General features: G+C 72.3%; 17 protein-coding genes and 1 tRNA gene. 11 read left to right on the top strand and 7 right to left on the bottom strand.

Annotated elements, in window-relative coordinates; translation table 11 throughout:
* Positions 1 to 216: 216 nt before the first annotated feature.
* A complete protein-coding gene (locus tag AC2RP6_RS19295) occupies positions 217 to 897 on the top strand; it encodes a SigE family RNA polymerase sigma factor (RefSeq protein WP_486450380.1) in 681 nt (226 codons plus the stop codon).
* Complete coding sequence (locus AC2RP6_RS19290; RefSeq protein WP_486447317.1) at positions 894 to 1,979, top strand: hypothetical protein; 1,086 nt, start codon at positions 894 to 896, stop codon at positions 1,977 to 1,979. The genes AC2RP6_RS19295 and AC2RP6_RS19290 overlap by 4 nt, the downstream gene beginning before the upstream one ends.
* On the opposite strand, the gene AC2RP6_RS19285 is transcribed toward AC2RP6_RS19290, so the two are convergent.
* Positions 1,946 to 2,791: an SURF1 family protein gene (locus AC2RP6_RS19285; protein ID WP_486447316.1), complete on the bottom strand. Its 846-nt coding sequence runs from the start codon at positions 2,789 to 2,791 to the stop codon at positions 1,946 to 1,948. The genes AC2RP6_RS19290 and AC2RP6_RS19285 overlap by 34 nt on opposite strands.
* 37 nt (positions 2,792 to 2,828) lie before the next feature.
* Positions 2,829 to 4,640, bottom strand: a complete 1,812-nt coding sequence (locus AC2RP6_RS19280; protein ID WP_486447315.1) for a S9 family peptidase — start codon at positions 4,638 to 4,640, stop codon at positions 2,829 to 2,831.
* Between the two features lie 86 nt (positions 4,641 to 4,726).
* Between AC2RP6_RS19280 and AC2RP6_RS19275 the strand changes: the two genes are divergently transcribed.
* From AC2RP6_RS19275 to AC2RP6_RS19255, 5 genes are all read left to right on the top strand, one after another.
* A complete protein-coding gene (locus tag AC2RP6_RS19275; protein ID WP_486447314.1) occupies positions 4,727 to 4,894 on the top strand; it encodes a hypothetical protein in 168 nt (55 codons plus the stop codon).
* A gap of 25 nt (positions 4,895 to 4,919) precedes the next feature.
* Positions 4,920 to 6,221, top strand: coding sequence for a cytosine deaminase (codA, locus tag AC2RP6_RS19270; protein ID WP_486447313.1), 1,302 nt, complete (start codon positions 4,920 to 4,922; stop codon positions 6,219 to 6,221).
* Between the two features lie 6 nt (positions 6,222 to 6,227).
* The gene (locus AC2RP6_RS19265) at positions 6,228 to 6,812 is read left to right on the top strand and encodes an HD domain-containing protein (RefSeq protein ID WP_486447312.1); all 585 of its coding nucleotides are present in this window, start codon (positions 6,228 to 6,230) and stop codon (positions 6,810 to 6,812) included.
* 71 nt (positions 6,813 to 6,883) lie between these two features.
* Positions 6,884 to 7,381 carry a DUF5956 family protein gene (locus AC2RP6_RS19260; protein ID WP_486447311.1) on the top strand — a complete coding sequence of 166 codons (498 nt, stop codon included), beginning with the start codon at positions 6,884 to 6,886 and terminating at the stop codon, positions 7,379 to 7,381.
* 49 nt (positions 7,382 to 7,430) lie between these two features.
* Positions 7,431 to 7,709 carry a hypothetical protein gene (locus tag AC2RP6_RS19255; protein ID WP_030817479.1) on the top strand — a complete coding sequence of 93 codons (279 nt, stop codon included), beginning with the start codon at positions 7,431 to 7,433 and terminating at the stop codon, positions 7,707 to 7,709.
* An 80-nt stretch (positions 7,710 to 7,789) separates the two neighbouring features.
* Here the strand turns inward: AC2RP6_RS19255 and AC2RP6_RS19250 are convergent.
* Together AC2RP6_RS19250 and AC2RP6_RS19245 are read right to left on the bottom strand one after the other, a co-directional pair.
* A tRNA-Pro gene (locus AC2RP6_RS19250) sits at positions 7,790 to 7,863 on the bottom strand.
* Between the two features lie 100 nt (positions 7,864 to 7,963).
* A complete protein-coding gene (locus AC2RP6_RS19245) occupies positions 7,964 to 8,902 on the bottom strand; it encodes a metallophosphoesterase (protein WP_486447310.1) in 939 nt (312 codons plus the stop codon).
* Between the two features lie 67 nt (positions 8,903 to 8,969).
* Between AC2RP6_RS19245 and AC2RP6_RS19240 the strand changes: the two genes are divergently transcribed.
* Complete coding sequence (locus AC2RP6_RS19240; protein ID WP_486447309.1) at positions 8,970 to 9,431, top strand: GatB/YqeY domain-containing protein; 462 nt, start codon at positions 8,970 to 8,972, stop codon at positions 9,429 to 9,431.
* A gap of 116 nt (positions 9,432 to 9,547) precedes the next feature.
* On the opposite strand, the gene AC2RP6_RS19235 is transcribed toward AC2RP6_RS19240, so the two are convergent.
* On the bottom strand, positions 9,548 to 11,839 hold the full coding sequence (locus tag AC2RP6_RS19235; RefSeq protein ID WP_486447308.1) for a transglycosylase domain-containing protein: 2,292 nt from the start codon (positions 11,837 to 11,839) through the stop codon (positions 9,548 to 9,550).
* Between the two features lie 385 nt (positions 11,840 to 12,224).
* Here AC2RP6_RS19235 and AC2RP6_RS19230 point away from each other — a divergent pair, with 385 nt between their 5' ends.
* The gene (locus AC2RP6_RS19230; protein WP_181382488.1) at positions 12,225 to 12,575 is read left to right on the top strand and encodes a WhiB family transcriptional regulator; all 351 of its coding nucleotides are present in this window, start codon (positions 12,225 to 12,227) and stop codon (positions 12,573 to 12,575) included.
* Positions 12,576 to 12,605: 30 nt separating this feature from the next.
* Here the strand turns inward: AC2RP6_RS19230 and bagB are convergent, their stop codons facing one another.
* Together bagB and bagA are read right to left on the bottom strand one after the other, a co-directional pair.
* A complete protein-coding gene (bagB, locus tag AC2RP6_RS19225; RefSeq protein WP_486447307.1) occupies positions 12,606 to 13,934 on the bottom strand; it encodes an ATPase BagB in 1,329 nt (442 codons plus the stop codon).
* Positions 13,931 to 14,911: an ATPase BagA gene (gene bagA, locus AC2RP6_RS19220; RefSeq protein ID WP_486447306.1), complete on the bottom strand. Its 981-nt coding sequence runs from the start codon at positions 14,909 to 14,911 to the stop codon at positions 13,931 to 13,933. The genes bagB and bagA overlap by 4 nt, the downstream gene beginning before the upstream one ends.
* A gap of 72 nt (positions 14,912 to 14,983) precedes the next feature.
* Between bagA and sp36 the strand changes: the two genes are divergently transcribed.
* Entirely contained in the window at positions 14,984 to 15,145 is a 162-nt protein-coding gene (sp36, locus tag AC2RP6_RS19215; protein ID WP_007264966.1) for a Sp36 family protein, read from the top strand.
* Positions 15,142 to 15,615: a RidA family protein gene (locus AC2RP6_RS19210; protein WP_045320853.1), complete on the top strand. Its 474-nt coding sequence runs from the start codon at positions 15,142 to 15,144 to the stop codon at positions 15,613 to 15,615. Before sp36 ends, AC2RP6_RS19210 begins: the two co-directional genes overlap by 4 nt.
* Positions 15,616 to 15,722 lie beyond the last annotated feature (107 nt).

The raw sequence follows: 15,722 nt of genomic DNA, 5'->3' as shown, positions 1-15,722 counted from the left end.
TCCACGCGCGTACAACCCTGACGGGCGGACGCGTGTCCTACAGGCGTGGCAGAGGCACTGCTCGAACTGGCCGTCCCACCGGCACGCACGGGGATCCTCCCGCCGCGCCGGGGCTTCCGCACGCCCGGCGGCGGTCTTCCCGTGATCGTTCCCGTCCCGCCGACGGGGACCCCCGAGGCCCCCGCACGGACCGCGGCACCCCTTCCGGGCGGCCTCGTGCCCACGCAGCGCGACAGAGCCGAGGACGACGGTAGCGGCACGGACGACGCGGCCGAAGCCGTTGTGACCGACCGGCCCGCGACGGACGGGCCCGCCACGGACGGGCCCGCCACGGACGGGCCCGCGACCGACGGGGCCGCGACGGCCGGGCCCGCGACCGAAGCGGTCGCCGACGTGGTGGCCGGAACGACCGTCGACCACCTCACGGCGACCTACCAGGCGCACTACCGCTCCCTCCTCGGCCTCGCCGCGCTGCTCCTCGACGACACCGCCTCCTGCGAGGACGTCGTGCAGGAGGCGTTCATCCGGGTGCACTCGGCCCGCAACCGGGTCCGCGACCGCGAGAAGACCCTGGCGTACCTGCGCCAGACCGTCGTGAACCTCTCCCGTTCCGCCCTGCGCCGGCGCATCCTCGGCCTCAAGCTGCTGTCGAAGCCCATGCCGGACATGGCGAGCGCCGAGGAGGGCGCCTACGACCAGCTGGAACGGGACGACCTGATCAAGGCGATGCGGGGGCTCCAGCGCCGCCAGCGCGAGGTGCTGGTGCTGCGCTACTTCGCGGACATGACGGAGTCCCAGGTCGCCGAGACCCTCGGAATATCGCTCGGCTCGGTCAAGGCGTACGGATCGCGGGGGATTGCCGCGCTGCGGGTGGCGATGGAGGCTGCGCAGTCATGATGGACGACCACACGGCGCCCGGCGGCGCGAGCGGCGAAGAGGAACTGCGCATCCTCCTGCGCGGCGCCGTGGAGGGCCTGCAGCCCTCCGAGGACGCGCTGGAGCGGCTGCGGTGCGCCGTCCCGGCGCGCCGGGCGCGCAGGCGCCGGGCCGTCGTCGGCGCGGCCGCGGCCGCGCTGCTCGCCGGGACCGCGATCCCGGCCGCCCTGCACCTGAGCGGCGACGGCGGTACGTCCGCGGACCGCCAGGCCATGGCCGGGCACGAGGCGCAGTCCGGTGCCAAGCAGGACGGCGCGTCCGACCCGCACCAGAACGGATACGGGTCCTACCCGAAGGCCGGCGGCTCCGTCGGCGGCTCCCCCGACACGGGCGGCGCCACCGGGCAGCCGGACCCCTCGCAGGGCGGTGTCCCGACGGGCGGCCTGACGTCGGGCCCGGCGGGCACCGGCGCCTCGGGCGGGCCCGCCGGCTCCGCGGCCGGCACGGGAGCGGGGCCGGGCCCCATGCCGCCGGTGGCCGCGCCGGGCGTGCCCGGGTGCGGTGCCGAACAGCTGGGCGTCGTGGGCTTCGTGCGCAATCCGGAGGGCGACGGCCGGGTTGCGGGCGGTTTCCGGGTCACCAACGTCTCGTCCCAGGGCTGCGCGGTCACCGGCCGGGACACCGTGACCGCGGCTTCCGCGTCGGTCGCGTCGGTCGGCCCGGGCTCCGGGGTCGCCGTGGTCGGCCACACCGCGGGCGGCCCAGGCAGCGGCCTGCTGCCCGACCCGTCGGCGGAGGCGTCGGTGGTGGTGCTCCCGCCGAACAAGTCCTACGAGGTCCGCTTCGCGTGGGTGCCGCCGGGCCAGCCCTGTACGGCGAGCGCCTCGGACGGGTCCGGCAAGCCCCCGCAGACCGGCACGGCCGGCACCTCGGCGGGCGCGGGCAGCGGCGCGGCGTCGGAGCCCCGGACGGGCACGGCACCGAGCGTCGTCGAGGTGTCCCACACCCCGCCGGCGAGCGGCGCGCCGACGACGCGGACGTCCATCCCCGACGCCTGCGGCGGAACGGTCTACCGGACGGGCGCGATCCCGATCGACGACTGACCCTCCGCGCCGCCGGCGTCGGCCCCAGTGCCGGCGCCGGCGTCCGCGGCGCGGGAGGACGGGTCGAGCAGGCCCGCCTCAGCGTCGCGGAGGGTCTCCACCTCGCGGCGGTAGAGCCGGAACCACATGAAGAGCACGAAGCCGACGAAGACGAACCATTCGCCGGTGTAGCCGAGGTTCTGGAAGGCCTTCAGGTCGAGACCGGTGTTGGTCGGAGCCTGCGCGGGCACCGGAAGCATCCCGTCCATCGGCGTCTGAACGGTCAGCCAGGCGTCGTACAGGTCGTGCGGGACGAGGTTGACCAGCGTGGCCGCCGCGATCACACCGAGCTGCCCGGCGGGCAGACCGCCCTGCGCGTGGACCCCCTTCGTGCCCGCGTTTTCCGAGGCCTGCAGGGCGCCCGTCACCTCGACCCGGCCGGTCGGCGCGGCCGGTGCCCTGGCGGGGTCGGCCACCCCCGGCAGCCAGCCCCGGACCACCGGGACGGCCTTGCCGGAGTCGGTCTTCAGCAGGGTCAGGACGTAGAAACCGGACGCGCCGTCCAGCCGCCGCTCGGGCACCAGCATCTGTTCGCCGTACTCACCGGACGCGGAAGCCAGCCGTCCGGAGGTCTGCGTGTCGACCGGGAGCAGCGAGTCCAGCGGGGCGGCCACCTGGTCCACGGGCCGTTCGGCGGTCGCTTCCCGGTGGCTGTCGACGCGTGCCTCGAACCGGCCGAGCTGCCAGGTCCCCATGAACAGGCAGAAGGGGACCGCGAGCGCGACGAAGACGTTGATCCCCCACCACCGCGGGGTCAGGAGAAACCGGTGCACCCCACCACGGTACGGGGGGTGCACCGGACACCCGCCCTCAGGGTCGGGCGGGCAGGTGCTTCAGCGCGAACTCCAGCTCCATCCGGACCTGCTTGATCCGCTCCTCCACGACCAGCGAGCCGTGCCCCGCGTCGTAGCGGTACACCTCGTGCACCGCCCCGCGCGCCACGAGCCGGTCCACGTAGTGGTCGATCTGCCGGATCGGGCAGCGCGGATCGTTGACGCCGGCCGCGATGTACACGGGGGCCGTCACCCGGTCCACGTACGTCAGCGGCGAGGACGCCTCGAAGCGGTCCGGGACCTCCTCGGGCGTGCCGCCGAAGAGCGTGCGGTCCAGGGCCTTCAGCGCCTCCATCTCGTCGTGGTAGGCCGTCACGTAGTCCGCGACCGGTACGGCGGCCAGCCCGACCGCCCACGCCCCGGGCTGCGTGCCCAGGCCGAGCAGCGTCAGGTACCCGCCCCAGGAGCCGCCCGACAGGACCAGGCGCGCCGGGTCCGCGAGGCCGGAGGAGACCGCCCACGCGCGGACCGCCTCGATGTCCTCCAGCTCGATCAGGCCGACCCGGTGCTTGAGGGCGTCGGTCCACGCGCGGCCGTAGCCCGTCGAGCCCCGGTAGTTGACCCGGACCACCGCGAAGCCGTGGTCCAGCCAGGCCGCCGGCGCCGCGGCGAAGGCGTCGCTGTCGTGCCAGGCCGGACCGCCGTGGATCTCGAAGACCGTGGGGAAGGGGCCCTCGCCGCGGCCCGCGGGACGCTGCACGAGCGCGTGGATCCGGCCCCCCGGACCCTCCACCCAGGCGTCCTCCACCGGCAGGGAGCCCGGCGGCCGGAAGCCCGGCGGGTCCAGGACGACACCCCCCGCGGTGGACCGTACCGCCGAGGGCTCGGCGGCCGAGGACCACAGGTACTCCACCGTCCCGTCGGGCCGCGCGGTGGCGTCGCTCACCGTCCCCGGCGGCGTGTCCACGCGTACGAGGTCCCCCGCGGCCAGGTCGTAGCGCCACAGCTCGCTGCGCGCCTCGAAACCGTGCGCGATCAGCAGCGCGGAGCCGTCCGGATACCACTCGGCGCTGACGTCGCCCGGCAGGTCGATCGCGAGGTCCTGCTCGGTGCCGGCCACCACGTCCCACACCAGCGGCTCCCAGCGGCCGCGCCGCTGGTGGCCGATGAGCAGCCGCGTGTCACCGGCGACGGGGGCGAAGCCGAGCACCTCCAGGCCGAGCTCCTCCGTCCCCCCGCACGAGTCGTCCAGCTCGGCGACCGTGGCCCCGTCCACGGTGAGGACCCGCAGCGCCGAGTGCATGGCGTCGCCGTGCTCGGTGTGCTCGATCGCCACGAGCGTGCCGTCGTAGGACAGGTCGCCGACGCCGGCGGACTCGCGGTGCCGGTAGATCACCGAGGGGGCGGAACCGTCCGGGCGGACCACGTGGACCGTCGATCCGTCCTCGTCCGTGGAGCGCCCCACGACCGCGGTGCCGTCGCGCCCGATGGCCAGCCCCGCAGGGTAGGAGGGCTCCAGGCCGGGGGTGGCCGGTTCGTCCGGGCCGCCCGCGAAGGGCTGGCGCACCCACGTGCCGAACTCGTCGCCGTCGGTGTCGGAGAACCACCAGATCCACTCGCCGTCGGGGGACAGGGTCCCGTCGGTGGTGCCGTTGGGGCGGTCGGTGGCCTGCCGCTGCTCGCCGGTCGCACGGTCCCAGGCGTAGAGCTCGAACGTGCCGGTCGCGTTGGAGACGAAGAGCGAACGGTCCGGTGCGTCCTCGGCCCATTCGGGCAGCCCGACGCGCGGCGCCCGGAACCGCTTCTCCCAGTCGGGCATCTCGGGGGTGATCTCGCTGTCGCTGGTCATGCGCCCATTGTTGCCGCACCGCCCTCCGGGATGCCGACTGCTCCGAACGGGCGCAGAGTGGAACCCGTATTCAAGGAGGAACGACCATGGCCAAGAAGGCCCGCACCGGCCACCACATGCACCAGGACTCCGAGCGCGCGCTGGCGAAGAACACGGCGGCGGAGGCCCGTGCGAAGGCCGCGGTCAGGGACGCGCACTCCACGGCGGCCAAGACGCGCGGCATGCAGCAGAAGGCCCAGGCCAAGCGCGGCTGAGCGGCTTCGTCCGTACGCTGGCGCCATGCGGATGATCGTCCGGGGCGCCCGGCTGCTGCACACATCAGGCCTGTCCGACGTCGAGGTCGGGGAGGACGGCCGCATCGCGCGGGTGATCCCCCATGACGACCAGAAGGAACCGCCGGCCACCGGCCTCCTCGTCGAGGCGCACGGCGGCCTGCTCAGCGCGCCCTTCGTCGAACCCCACATCCACCTCGACACGGTGCTGACCGCCGGTGAGCCGCGCCCCAACGCCTCCGGAACCCTGTGGGAGGGCATCGCCTGCTGGAGCGAGCGCAAGCGCACCCTCACCCGCGAGGACGTCGTCGCCCGGGCCACGGAGGTGCTGCGCTGGCAGGCGGCGCACGGCGTGCTGCACGTCCGTACGCACTGCGACGTCACCGACCCGTCCCTCACCGCGCTCGACGCGCTGCTGGAGGTCCGCGACCGGGTGCGGGACGTGATGACCCTGCAGATCGTCGCCTTCCCCCAGGAGGGCATCGTCTCCTTCCCCGACGGCGAGGCCCTGCTCCGCGAGGCCGTCGCGCGCGGCGCGGACGTGGTCGGCGCGATCCCGCACTTCGAGGACACCCGCGAGGACGGTGTCGCCTCGCTGCACACCGCGTTCGCCCTGGCGGAGGAGCACGGTCTGCGCGTGGACGCCCACTGCGACGAGATCGACGACGAGCAGTCCCGCTTCGTCGAGGTCCTGGCCATGCTCGCCCTGCGCTCGGGCCTGCGCGAGCGCGCCACCGCCTCCCACACCACGGCGATGGGCTCCTACAACGGCGCCTACGGCTTCAAACTCCAGCGGCTCCTGTCCCGTTCGGGCATCAACCTGGTCGCCAACCCCTTCGCCAACCTCAACCTCCAGGGCCGCTTCGACGGCTACCCCAAGCGGCGCGGCCTCACCCAGGTCCGGGAGATGCTCGCGGCCGGGGTCAACGTGGCCTTCGGGCACGACGACGTGATGGATCCGTGGAACCCCCTCGGCACCGCCAACCCCCTCCAGACGGCCCTCGTCGGCCTGTACGCCGCCCAGCTCACCGGCGCGGACGACCTCCCGGTGGCCTTCTCGATGGTGACGGACCGTGCGGCGCGGGTCCTCGGCCTCGACGCCGACGAGTACGGCATCACCGAGGGCGCCCCCGCCTCCTTCGTGCTGCTTCCCGCGCCCACCCCCGAGGAGGCGCTCCGCCGCCAGGTGCGCCCCCGGTACGTGGTCTCACGCGGCTGCGTCCTCGCCGAGACCCGGCCCGCGCCGGCCCGGCTGTCCTGGCCGGGGGAGCCCCCGTCGGACGTCGACTTCACCCGCCGCCTACGCTGACGTGCCATGACCTGGACGCTTGACACCCCTTCAGCCCGGGCCGCCCTGGACATCGCGTCCGAGTACGCGGACACGGCGCTCCTGAACCACTCCGTGCGCTCCTACGCCTTCGGGGCGCGGTACGCCGCCGACCACGGCCTCGACCACGACGCGGAGCTCTTCTACGTCGCCGCCCTCCTGCACGACCTGGGCCTGACCGCGCCGTTCGACAGCCACACGCTGCCGTTCGAGGAGGCGGGCGGTCACGTGGCCCGCGTCCTGACGGCGGGCCTGGGCTGGCCGGCGGCCCGCCGCGCCCGGGCCGAGGAGATCATCGTCCTGCACATGCGGGACGACGTGAGCGCGGCCGAGGACGTCGAGAGCCACCTCCTGCAGGTGGGCACGAGCGCCGACGTCTCCGGCCTGCGCGTCGCCGAGTTCGACCCCTCCTTCACCGCCCGCCTCCTCACCGCCCACCCCCGGGCGGGCTTCGGCCCCGCCTTCACCGCCCTCGTCGAGGACCAGGCCCGGCGCAAGCCCGACTGCGCGGCCGCCGCCTACGTCGCCGGCGGCGCGGCCGCCCGCATCGCGTCCAACCCCCTGGACGCGTGACGCGGCTCCGGCGGCCGCGGCACCGGCGCAGGGTCACGGGGATCCGGCGCCGCTTCGGATAGCGTGCCCGCATGTCGTGGGACGAGGACGGAACACCGCACCCGCTCGCACAGCGCCGCACCGGCCGCAGCGAACTGGATGCGGACCGGCTGCCCGAGATGCGGGAGCTGGAGGTGCTCGGCTGGGAGCCGGCCCCGGAGGACCTGCGCTGGGTCTTCCTGCCGTACGTCTGGCCGCCGGCGGCCCGCACCTGGATCCCCGACCGCTCCACCCACTGGGCGGTGGACACCGCCCTCGACGGGCACGGCCACATCACCGGAGTGGAGTGCGCCCCGCTGTCCGAACCCGACCTGCGCGACCTCGACCGGGAGGCCGACGAGGCGCTCGCCGCCCTCGGCCTCCCGCCGCGCCCCCGCGGCCGCATCTGGCTGCTCCGCCCGGTCGGTCCCTTCACCACGGTCGCGGCGGTCCTCGCCCACCTCGCCCCGGTCCTTTCCGCGGCGGCCGGCTCGGCGACCCTGCCGGCCCTCGCCCGCACCGAACTGGCCGCGCTCCACGAGAGCTCCTAGCCGCCGTTGGCTACGCTGGGATGCGGGGGCAGCGGCGGGAGGCGGTCTCATGAGGCGGCGGCATCACTTCCACATCGACCACGCGGGGCACTCGGTCAGCGCCACGGTCCAGACCGGCCGCACCGCGGTCGTCGAGGTCCTGGTCGACGGCAAGGAGACGGGTCACGCGACGACCCACCACGACCACCCCGTGACCGTCCGCATCGAGCTGCCGACGGACCCACCGACGAAGGTCTCCGTCCGCGCCACCCCGGGCCCGGGCATCCCCCGCTGCGTCTTCGAGGCCCCGGCGATCGAGCCCCACATCATGTCGCCCCGCCCCTACTGACGCACCCCCACACACGCCACAAACGCAGGAAGGGCCTGATCCGATTTCCCGGATCAGGCCCTTGACCTGGTCTTGCTCTGTCGGGGTGGCGGGATTTGAACCCACGACCTCTTCGTCCCGAACGAAGCGCGCTGCCAAGCTGCGCTACACCCCGATCGTCGCCCTGAAGTGTTGCTGTCCTGGCGACATCGATTACTTTAGCGGACCTCTCGCCGGAGACGAAATCCGGTTTTCGCGGAGTGGGCGCGCGGTCGCTACTCCTTCGGGGTCAGCGTCAGGAGCGTCGCCTCGGGCGGGCACGCGAAGCGGACCGGGGTGAAGCGGTTGGTGCCGCAGCCCGCCGAGACGTGCAGGTAGGAGCGGTGGCCGGCCGCCTCGTGCGTGGACAGCCCCTTCACCCGGTCGGTGTCCAGGTCGCAGTTGGTGACCAGGGCCCCGTAGAAGGGGATGCACAGCTGCCCGCCGTGGGTGTGGCCCGCGAGGATCAGCGGGTACCGGTCGGCCGTGAAGGACTCCAGGACCCGCAGGTACGGGGCGTGCACCACGGCCAGCGAGAAGTCGGCGTCCGCCTCGGGGCCGCCGGCCACGCTCTCGTACCGGTCCCGCTTGATGTGCGGGTCGTCGAGCCCGGTGAAGGCCAGCTCCAGGCCTTCGAGCTTCATCCGGGCCCGGGTGTTGGTGAGGTTCAGCCAGCCCGCCGCGTCGAAGGCGTCCCGCATCTCCTCCCACGGGTTGTGCACGGCGCCGACGACGGGCTTGTTGCCGTTCAGGCCGTGCCGGCCCTGGACCTTCTCGACCAGGTAGCGCGCGGGGTTGCGCAGCCGCGGCCCGTAGTAGTCGTTCGACCCGAAGACGTACACGCCCGGGAACGACATCAGCGGGCCCAGCGCGTCGAGGACCTCGGGGACGCCCTCGGTGTCGGAGAGGTTGTCACCGGTGTTCACGACGAAGTCGGGGCGCAGGCCGGCCAGCGACTGCAGCCAGGCGCGCTTCTTGCGCTGCCCGCCGACCATGTGGATGTCCGAGACCTGGAGCACGCGCAGCGGGCGCATCCCCCGGGGAAGCACGGGCACCGTGATCCGGCGCAGTCGGAAGGACCGCGCCTCGAAACCGGCGGCATAGGCCACACCCGCGGCCCCCACCGCAGCGATTCCGGCAGCCGCTTTCAGGGGTACTCCGTAACGCGCACGCATGGACCCATCGTCGCAGACCGGAAAACAGGTGGGCGCCATCGTCCCGGCACCTGGCACACTCACCTGCATGACCACGCTCAAGGCCCAGCTCCAGGAAGACCTCACGACCGCCATCAGGGCGCGCGACGAGCTGCACTCGTCCACGCTCCGCCTGACCCTCGCCGCCATCACCAAGGAGGAGGTCGCGGGCAAGGAGGCCCGTGTGCTCTCCGACGAGGAAGTCCTCAAGGTGATCGCCAAGGAGGCGAAGAAGCGCCGCGAGGCCGCGGACGCCTTCGCCCAGGGCGGTCGTCCCGAGCAGGCCGCGCGCGAGACCGCCGAGGGCGAGTTCCTGGACACCTACCTGCCCAAGCAGCTCTCCGACGAGGAGCTCGCCGGGATCGTGGCGGAGGCCGTCGAGGAGGCCCGGTCGGCGGGTGCCGAGGGGCCGAGGGCCATGGGGGCCGTCATGAAGATCGTGACCCCGAAGGTCGCCGGGCTGGCGGAGGGCGGGCGGGTCGCCGCCGCCGTGAAGAAGGCGCTCTCGTAGAACCCGCAGGAGCTGCAGGACGCGCACATCGAAAGCGAAGGGAGGGCCCCCGCCGGATCCGGCGGGGGCCCTCCCTCGTGTCATGACGCCCCGTGCTCGACGCCTCGCGGCGGCCGCTACGGGCCGTCGGTGCCGCCGATCACGGTGCCCGGGTCGATCGTGATCCCGGGGAAGGGGTTGTCCGGATTGCCGCCGCCGCCCGTGGCGCCGCCGCCCGGGCCACCCGTCTGGCCCGCGTTCTGGCCGCCGGGACGCCCGCCGGGCTTGCCGTCACCGCCCGGCTTGCCGGGGCGGTTCGGGTTGGCGGACGGCTTGTTCCCGCGGGAGCCGCCGGAGGGGACGCTCGGTTCGGCGATGTGGACCGTGGTGAAGCGCAGGGCCTCACGGCCGGACAGTGCGCCCGTGATCGCGTCCTTCCAGATCGGACCGGGCAGGCCACCGCCGAAGACCTTCTCGAAGGACCTGCCGCCGATCACGATGTTCTCCATCGTGATCTTCTTCGCGCCGCCCGAGCCGACCCACACCGCGCCGGAGATGTTCGGGGTGTAGCCCACGAACCAGGCGTTGTAGCGGGAGTCCGTGGTACCGGTCTTGCCCGCGCTGTCGCGGTCGGTCAGACCGGCCCGCTCACCGGTACCGGAGTCGACCACACCGCTCAGCAGGGTGTTGATGGTGTCGGCGGTGTTCTGCGACATCGCCCGCTCGCACTTGGTCTTCGGCACGGCGAGCGCCTTGCCGTGCGCGTCGGTGATCGACTCGATGGCGACCGGGGTGCAGTAGACGCCGCGGTTGGCGAAGGTCGCGTAGGCGTTGGCCATCGTCAGCGGGGACATCTCCTCGGAGCCGAGCGCGATGGCGGGGCCGTCGGCCAGCTTGGCGCCGCTCGCCGGGACGACGCCGAGCTTCTGCGCCATCTCCGACACCGGGCACAGGCCGATCTCGGAGATCATCTCGACGAAGTAGGTGTTGATGGACTTCTCCATCGCCGTGCGCAGCGCGTACGGGCCGACCTCGTCCTCGGTCTCGTTCTCCGCGGATTCCTTCCGCGTGTTGACGTACTGCGAGCCGTCGCACCGGGAGATCGGGCTCGGGTAGTCCATCTTGTTGGGGGCGCCGTAGACCTTCGTCGGCGGCATGCCCCGCTCCAGGGCGGCGGCGGCGATGAACGGCTTGAAGGTCGAGCCGACCTGGAAGCCGAAGTTCGAGCCGCCCATCCGCTTGTCCACGGAGTAGTTGATCGTGGTCTCGTTCTTCTCGAAGCCGTACGGCTTGGACTGGCCCATCGCCAGCACCCGTCCGGTGCCCGGCTGGACCATGGTCACGGCCGTCGCGATCGAGTCCTCCTTGTAGACGTGGTCCTTGATCGACTCGTTGGCCGCGTCCTGCGACTGCGGGTCCAGGGTCGTGCGTACGGTCAGGCCGCCCTTGTTCCAGAGCTTCGCCCGCTCCTCGCGCGTCTTGCCGAAGACGGGGTCGGTCAGGAAGGAGTTGCGGACGTAGTCGCAGAAGAAGCCCGCGCCCTTGACCGCCGTGATGCAGCCGTTCTTGGGCCGGGTGACCTTCAGGGTGACCGGCTTGGCCTTCGCCGCGTCGGCCTCCGCCTGCGAGACGTCCTTGGTGTCGGCCATCCGCTGGAGGACGATGTTGCGGCGCTTGGTCGCCTCCTGGTTGTCGTTCACAGGGTCGTAGCGGCTCGGCGACTGCACGACGCCCGCCAGCAGCGCGGACTCGTCCAGGGTGAGGTCCTTGGCCGGCTTGCTGAAGTAGCGCTGGGCCGCGGATTCGATGCCGTAGGCCTGCTGACCGAAGTACGTGATGTTGAGGTAGTTCTCGAGGATCTTCTTCTTCCCGAGCTCCTCCTCGACCTGGATCGAGTACTTCAGCTCGCGGATCTTGCGGCCGAGGCTCTTCTCCTGGGCCTCGCGCACCTTGGTCTCGTCGTCGCCCGCCTCCTCGACGAAGACGTTCTTCACGTACTGCTGGGTGAGCGTGGACGCGCCCTGCGCCGCGCCGCCCTCCTGCGCGTTGCGGTTGACCGCGCGCAGGATGCCCTTGAGGTCGACCGCGCCGTGCTCGTAGAAACGCGAGTCCTCGATCGCGACGATCGCCTTCTGCATGTACGGGGAGATCGACGTGAGCGGGACCACCTGCCGGTCGCGCGAATAGACCGTGGCGATCAAGCCACCCTCGGAGTCCAGGATCGTGGTCCGCTGACTCAGAGGTGGCGTCTTGAGATTGGCCGGGATCTCGTCGAATCCCTCGACCGTGCCCTTGGCGGCCAGTCCCAGGGCGCCTGCAGCCGGAATCGCCATGCCCGCCAGCACGACTCCGGAGAGAACCGACACCCCGAGGAACTTGGCGGCCTGCTGGCTCCCGGTGAGCCCGCCGCCCGAGCGCTTCTTTCCCATGGAGGGCAGCCTACGTTCTGATTCGCCGGACACACGCGAATGCCTTGGCCTAAGCTGGCCCCAACTGTCACAGCTGTCCGGTGCGACATCAACCCCTCGGCTTGATTTTCACCCTTCCCGAATGGGGTGGACTGATGTCCGAATCCCGTTGCCCCGGTGATCCCGATCCGCCGATTGGACCCGAATCGTCGGAATGGTCGGGCATGTCGCCGGATCACTCCGTCGGGTGATCTGCCGCTTACCCATAGTCCGTTCGGACCATTCAAGATTGGGCCCGTCGGGGGTGTTGCACTGTGCCCGCCTTCCGTAACGTCCTCAACTGGCAGCGGTGAATATGCCGCTACCGCCGTGGGGGAGCCTCGATTCGGGAGAGGACGGCGCCGGGATGGGCTGGGTTACCGACTGGAGTGCGCAGGCAGCCTGCCGCACTACCGATCCGGATGAACTGTTCGTTCAAGGAGCGGCACAGAACAGGGCCAAGGCGGTGTGCACCGGATGTCCGGTGCGGACCGAATGCCTGGCCGATGCGCTCGACAATCGCGTCGAGTTCGGCGTGTGGGGCGGAATGACCGAGCGGGAACGACGTGCGCTGCTGCGCCGGCGTCCCACCGTCACCTCGTGGCGACGGCTGCTCGAAACCGCCCGTACGGAGTACGAGCGCAGCACGGGCATCCTCACCATGGATGCAGACGCGGAGATCGACGTTGCGTACGAGACGTACGCGGCAGCCGGGTAGATCACGCGGCCGCCACACTCGTACGAACGCCTACGCTCCGGCCGGCACCCCGGCCGCGAGTCGTTCTCCGATGGCCCGCAGCCCGGCGAGGTCGTGCACATCGCCGGGCAGGGCGGCCACTTCGGCCACCGCCACCTCGGGGTGAAGCGAGGTGAAGCGATCACGCGTGCGCTGCTCACGCGCGATCACCTGCATCCGTTCGGCGTGCAGGCGCAGCAGTCCTGCCGTGATCCGGTCGACGGCCGTGGTGTCGTCATCGGCGCCGGGGGGTTCGGCGGCCGTGTCACGAAGTCCAGCTTTCCCGGACTCCTGATCGACAATGCCGCCTTCTTCAAGATTCTCTGCGGCGGCCAACGCCCTTTCGGCGGACAGCTGGTCAGCGCCGCTGCCGTGCACCCGGTTGAGCACCAGACCGGCCAGCGGCATGCGTTCCGCGGCCAGTCGCTCGACGAAGTACGCCGCCTCGCGCAGGGCGTCCGGTTCGGGCGCGGCGACGACCAGGAAGGCCGTACCGGGTGCCTGGAGCAGCCGGAAGGTCGCGTCGGCGCGCGTGCGAAAGCCGCCGAACATCGTGTCCATCGCCGCCACGAAGGTCTGCACGTCCTTCAGCAGCGATGCGCCCATCAGCTTGCTGAGGGTGCCGGTCATCATCGACATGCCGACATTCAGGAACTTCATCCCGGCGCGGCCGCCGACCTTCGCCGGCGCCATCAGCACCCGGATGAACTTCCCGTCCAGGAAGGATCCGAGACGCTTCGGCGCGTCCAGGAAGTCCAGCGCCGACCGGCTCGGCGGGGTGTCCACGATGATCAGGTCCCAGTCGTCCCGGGCCCGCAGCTGGCCGAGCTTCTCCATGGCCATGTACTCCTGCGTCCCCGCGAAGCCGGCCGACAGCGACTGGTAGAAGGGGTTCGCGAGGATGGCCCGGGCGCGCTCGGCGTCCGCGTGCGCCTCGACGATCTCGTCGAAGGTGCGCTTCATGTCCAGCATCATGGCGTGCAGTTCGCCGCCGTCCGCGGCCTCTTCGCTCCCGTCCCCACCGTCGCCCCCGCCGGCGGTCGCCACCTTGCGCGGGGTGTTGTCCAGCGAGTCGATCCCCATCGACTGCGCGAGCCGCCGCGCCGGGTCGATGGTCAGCACGACCGCCTTCCGCCCGCGCGCCGCCGCCCGTACGCCCAGGGCCGCGGCCGTCGTGGTCTTGCCGACGCCGCCCGCGCCGCAGCACACGATGATGCGGGTCTCCCGGTCGTCCAGCAGCCGGTCGACGGCCAGCCGCGGCGGAGTGTCCAGGCCCACCGTGTCCACTCCCTCGCGTCGTTCCTCGCGCCGTCCCTCGTGCCCCTCGCGTACCGCGCTCATTCGTCCACCGACTGCTTCCGGAGTTCCTTGGCCAGCTCGTACAGCCCCGCCAGGTCCATCCCCGCCCCGAGCAGGGGCAGTTCGTACGTCGGCAGGTCCAGGTCCGCCAGTACGGCGCGCTGCGCGCGTTCCAGCTCCACGCGGCCCGCGTGCTCGGCGGCCTGCGCGAGCAGTGGGTCGACCAGCCGCTCGGCGAGCCCGCCGCGGCGCGCGCCGCCCAGGCCGGCCCGGGACAGCGCCTTGGCGACCCCGGTGCGGTGGTCCTCGGCAGCACTGCGCAGGGTGTCCTCGTCGAGATGGTGCGGCCGGACCATGTTGACCACGACCCGCCCCACCGGCAGCCCCGCCCCGCGCAGTTCAGCGATGCCGTCCGCGGTCTCCTGGACCGGCATCTCCTCCAGCAGGGTGACCAGGTGCACCGCCGTCTCGGGGGACTTGAGCACCTTCATGACAGCCTGCGCCTGGTTGTGGATCGGGCCGAACCGGGCCAGGCCCGCCACCTCGTCGTTGACGTTCAGGAACCGGGTGATCCGCCCGGTCGGCGGCGCGTCCATGATCACGTGGTCGTAGACGTACCGCCCGGCCTTGTCCTTGCGGCGCACCGCCTCGCACGCCTTGCCGGTCAGCAGCACGTCGCGCAGGCCAGGGGCGATGGTCGTGGCGAAGTCGATGGCGCCGAGCTTCTTGAGCGCGCGGCCGGCCGAGCCGAGCTTGTAGAACATCTGGAGGTAGTCCAGCAGCGCCCGTTCGGCGTCGATGGCGAGCGCGAACACCTCGCCCCCGCCGGGCGCCACCGCGATCTTCCGCTCCTCGTAGGGGAGTGCCTCGGCGCCGAAGAGCTGCGCGAGCCCCTGCCTGCCCTCGACCTCCACCAGAAGAGTCCGTCTGCCCTCGCGCGCGAGGGCAAGCGCGAGTGCTGCGGCGACCGTGGTCTTGCCGGTGCCGCCCTTGCCGCTGACCACCTGGAGCCTGCTCACACCGCCCGAGCCTAACCACTCGGGTCCCGGGGCGCGCATGAGCCCCGCATCTCAGGCACTACCCTCGCTCCCATGACCAAGAAGTTCGAATACGCGACGGTCCCGCTGCTGGTCCACGCCACCAAGCAGATCCTGGACACCTGGGGCGAGGACGGCTGGGAGCTCGTCCAGGTCGTGCCCGGCCCGAACAACCCCGAGCAGCTCGTGGCCTACCTCAAGCGGGAGAAGGCATGAGCGGCGTCGTCGACGCGAAGCTGGCCGAGCTCGGCCTGACCCTGCCCGAGGTCGTCCCGCCGCTGGCCACCTACCAGCCGGCCGTGCGGTCGGGCGCCTACGTCTACACCGCGGGCCAGCTCCCGATGGTCAAGGGCAGCATGCCGGTCACCGGCAAGGTCGGCGCCGAGGTCTCGCCGGAGCAGGCCAAGGAACTGGCCGCGACCTGCGCGCTGAACGCCCTGGCCGCCGTCAAGTCGGTCGTCGGTGACCTCGACCGGATCGCGCGTGTCGTCAAGGTCGTCGGCTTCGTCGCCTCGGCCCCCGACTTCACGGGTCAGCCGGGTGTGCTGAACGGTGCGAGCGAGCTGCTGGGCGCCGTCCTCGGCGACAAGGGCGTGCACGCCCGCAGCGCGGTCGGCGTGGCGGTCCTGCCGCTCGACGCGCCCGTCGAGGTCGAGATCCAGGTCGAGCTGGTCCCCGGAGCCTGACCCCTGCGGGCAGCCGCCCGTACCGGGGCGCGGTGCCGTCCACCGCCCCGCGCCCCGAACCGGCCCCTCAGGCGCGCCCGGGGCCCGCTCTCCCGGGCCCGCCCGCC

The organism is Streptomyces sp. WAC03905, assembly GCF_057371075.1.
The sequence above is the reverse complement of the archived record's forward strand: the minus strand, read 5'-3'. Positions and strand labels throughout refer to the sequence as shown.